The sequence below is a fragment of the Agromyces binzhouensis genome, assembly GCF_004135055.1.
Classification (GTDB): Bacteria; Actinomycetota; Actinomycetes; order Actinomycetales; family Microbacteriaceae; genus Agromyces; species Agromyces binzhouensis.
In genome coordinates this window covers 1-4,184 of the sequence record NZ_SDPL01000282.1, presented here as the reverse complement: position 1 = coordinate 4,184, position 4,184 = coordinate 1, and the positions used below count along the sequence as shown (strand labels likewise).

General features: G+C 72.1%; 2 protein-coding genes. One reads left to right on the top strand and one right to left on the bottom strand.

The annotated features are described in order from the left end of the window. A partial coding sequence (locus tag ESO86_RS12550) for a LysR family transcriptional regulator (protein ID WP_165307767.1) occupies window positions 1–587 on the bottom strand: 587 nt, incomplete at its 3' end. 200 nt (window positions 588–787) lie between these two features. On the opposite strand from ESO86_RS12550, the gene ESO86_RS12545 reads away from it, so the two are divergent. Further along, a partial coding sequence (locus ESO86_RS12545) for a bifunctional proline dehydrogenase/L-glutamate gamma-semialdehyde dehydrogenase (RefSeq protein WP_129235332.1) occupies window positions 788–4,184 on the top strand: 3,397 nt, incomplete at its 3' end.

Sequence of the window (4,184 nt, the reverse complement as noted above, 5' to 3'; positions counted from 1 at the left end):
AGCGCCGCCGCGACGGGGTCGGGACGGCGAAGCCCCCGCCGACGCGCGGCCGGATGCGGCGGCAGTGCGAGGCGGATCGCGTCGCGCGCCAGCGGGACCCGGTCGAGTTCGGGGTGCAGGGGGCGCGTGTACCCCGGGTACTGCTCGGCGACGACGAGGTCGAAGTCGCGTGCCGCGACGTCGAAGAGGGCGAGTTCGGGTTCGCGCTCGGTGACCTCGACGCGCAGCGAGGGATGCTCGGCGGCGAGCAGGGTGAGCGCCTGCGGGACGACGGCGTGCGCGGCGGACTGGAACACGGCGATGCGAACGGTGCCGCTCACCGTGGTGAGGGAGCGCGCGACATCCGCCTCGGCCTCTTCGAGCCGCTCGAGCACGGCCTGCGCATGGCCGACGAGGAGCTCGGCCTGCGGCGTCAGCTGCACGCGCCTGCCGACCTGGACGAGCAGCGGCACGCCCGCCTCCTTCTCGAGCTGGCTGAGCTGCTGCGAGACCGACGAGGGGCTGTACGAGAGCGCCTCGGCGACGGCCGTGAGCGTGCCGCGCTGGCTGAGCTCGACCAGGAGGCGCAGGCGTCGGACGTCGAGCATGCGTGCACCTCCCCGGGCGGGCATCCGCCCCCGTCGCGCCCGACGCGGCGCGGCGGGTGTCGGCGCACCGAACGTTCGGGAAACATGAACAGTATGCATCGGATTCATTCGCTGTACCGAACGGAATCCGAGGCGCACACTGGAGGTGCCGGGCGTGCACCATCCCCGTTCGCCCTCCGAGACCAAAGGACGCCGCAGTCGTGACCACTTCGAAGCTCCTCGTGGACGTCGTTCCCGACACCGATCACGTCATCGCACTCGTCGAGCGGTGGCTCGCCGAGAGCGCGAACCACCCCGTCGACCCTGCAGCGCAGCGACTCGCGGGCGTGCTGAAGGACGAGCACGGCCTCGCGTTCACCGTCGGCTTCGTCGACGGCGTCATGCGCCCCGAAGACCTCGGCGTCGCCGCCCGCAACCTCGCCGAGGTCGCGAAGCTGACGCCGAAGTTCCTGCCGGCCTACCTCAAGGCCGCGATCCGCCTCGGCGGCGCGATGGCGCCGACGTTCCCATGGCTCGTCATCCCGATCGCGCGACGCGTACTGCGCGCGATGGTCGGCCACCTCGTGCTCGACGCGACGCCCGCCAAGCTCGGCCCCGCGATCGCGAAGCTGCGCGAGTCGGGCAACCGCCTCAACCTCAACCTGCTCGGCGAGGCCGTGCTGGGCGAGCACGAGGCCGACCGGCGCCTCAAGGGCACCTACGACTTCCTCGCGCGCGACGACGTCGACTACGTCTCGATCAAGGTCTCGAGCGTCGTCAGCCAGCTGTCGATGTGGTCCTTCGACGATGCCGTCGAGAAGGTCGTCGCCAAGCTCACGCCGCTCTACGAGCTCGCCGCGCGGGGCACCGCGCAGGGCAGGGCCAAGTTCATCAACCTCGACATGGAGGAGTACCGCGACCTCGACCTCACGATCGCGGTCTTCACGCGCCTCCTCGACCAGCCGCAGCTGCAGGGCCTCGAGGCCGGCATCGTGCTGCAGACCTACCTGCCCGACGCGCTCGGCGCGATGCAGGGGCTCACCGAGTGGGCGCAGGCGCGACGGGCCGCCGGCGGCGCGCCGATCAAGGTGCGCGTCGTCAAGGGCGCGAACCTCGCGATGGAGACCGTCGACGCCCGCATCCACGACTGGCCCCTCGCGACCTACTCGACCAAGCAGGACTCCGACACCAACTACAAGCGCGTGCTGCACTGGTCGATGACGCCGGAGCGCATCGACGCCGTGAAGCTCGGCATCGCCGGCCACAACCTCTTCGACGTCGCGCACGCGTTCCTGACCGCGAAGGACCGCGGCGTCGCCGACGGCGTCGAGTTCGAGATGCTGCTCGGCATGGCGACCGGCCAGGCCGAGGCCGTGCGCGGCGACGTCGGTCGCCTGCTGCTCTACACGCCGGTCGTGAACCCGTCCGAGTTCGACGTCGCGATCGCGTACCTGATCCGCCGCCTCGAGGAGAACGCGAGCCAGGACAACTTCATGTCGGCCGTGTTCGAGCTGAACGAGAACCGCGCCCTGTTCGAGCGCGAGCGCGACCGCTACCTCCGCTCGCTCGCCGCGCTCGAGGGCGAGGACCCGGAGGGCGCCGCACCGGCGCCCAACCGCACCCAGAACCGCCGGACCGAGTGGGACGAGAAGGACATCGCCGACCTCGCCGGCACGGTCGTCGGCGCGCCCGCTCCGGGCGAGGAGCACGAGGGCTCGCTCACGAGCGTCGTCCTCGGCATCACGCGCGGCTCCGCCCTCGACGGCGAACTGACGGATGCCGCGGCCGCCGCCGAGCTCACCGGCCCCGGCGTCACGCCCGGGTTCCGGAACGAGCCCGACACCGACCCCGCCCTCGCCGCGAACCGCGACTGGGGTCGACGCATCCTCGAACGCGTGCCCACCTCGACGCTCGGCATCGACACGCTGCAGGCGAACCGCATCGAGACGGCCGACGAGCTCGAGCAGCTCATGACCGCGGTCACCGAGCGCGCCGCCGCGTGGGCGGCCCAGCCGGCCGACGAACGTGCCGCGGTGCTCCACCGCGCGGGCCTCGCGCTCGCCGCGAACCGCGACCGGCTCATCGAGGTCATGGCCGCCGAGACCGGCAAGACCATCGCGGAGGCCGACCCCGAGGTCAGCGAGGCCATCGACTTCGCCCACTACTACGCCGAGCGCGCCCGCGAACTCGACCACGTGCAGGGTGCACGGTTCGTGCCGTCGAAGCTCACCGTCGTCACCCCGCCGTGGAACTTCCCGGTCGCGATCCCCGCGGGCGGCGTGCTCGCCGCGCTCGCCGCGGGCTCGGGCGTGATCATCAAGCCCGCGAAGCTCTCGCAGCGCTCGGGCGCGATCATGGTCGAGGCGCTCTGGGAGGCGGGCATCCCCAAGGACCTCCTCGCCCTGGTGGACCTCGGCTCGCGCGAGCTCGGCACCAAGCTCGTCTCCGACGGGAAGGTCGACCGCGTCATCCTCACGGGCGCGTACGAGACGGCCGAGCTGTTCCGCTCGTTCCGCAAGGACCTGCCCCTGCTCGCCGAGACGAGCGGCAAGAACGCGATCATCGTGACGCCGTCGGCCGACCTCGACCTCGCGGCATCCGACGTCGTGAAGAGCGCGTTCGGCCACGCCGGCCAGAAGTGCTCGGCCGCGTCGCTCGTGATCCTGGTCGGGTCGGTCGCGAAGTCGGAGCGGTTCCGCCGCCAGCTGGTGGACGCCGCGACGAGCCTGCGCGTCGGCTGGCCCGAGCACGCGTCCAGCCAGATGGGCCCGATCGTCGAGCCCGCGAACGGCAAGCTGCTGCACGCGCTCACCACGCTGGGCGCCGACGAGGACTGGCTCGTCGAACCGCGTCAGCTCGACGGCACGGGCCGCCTCTGGTCGCCCGGCATCCGCACGAACGTGAAGCCCGGCTCGTACTTCCACCTCACCGAGTTCTTCGGGCCCGTGCTCGGCATCATGCACGCCAAGGACCTCGACGAGGCGATCCGCTTCCAGAACGCCGTCGACTTCGGCCTCACGGCCGGGCTGCACTCGCTCGACGCCGACGAGCTCGCCACCTGGCTCGCGAACGTCGAGGCCGGCAACCTGTACGTCAACCGCGGCATCACGGGCGCGATCGTGCAGCGGCAGCCGTTCGGCGGCTGGAAGCGCTCCTCGGTGGGCGCGGGAGCGAAGGCCGGCGGCCCGAACTACCTGTTCGGCCTCGGAGACTGGCAGCCCGACCACTCCGAGCCGAGCCGCTCGCTGCACCTGCGCGGCCTCGAGCGCCGCGTGACCGAGCTCATCGAGGCGTCGCAGTCCTCGCTCGACTACGACGCGTTCGAGCTGCTCCGCCGGTCGGCGCTCTCGGACGCGGTCGCCTGGGCCGACGAGTACGCCACGGTGAAGGACGTCTCGGGCCTCGGCGTCGAGCGGAACCTCTTCCGCTACCTGCCGCTGCCGGTCACGATCCGCGTGGGCGAGGACGCGACGCTCGGCGACGGCCTCCGCGTCATCGCGGCCGGCCTCCTCGCCAAGGCGCCGCTGTCCGTCTCCACCGCGCACGAGCTGCCCAAGGGCGTCCGCGCCCTGCTCGCGGCGCGCGACACCCGCGTGGTCCGCGAGGGCGACGCCGGCT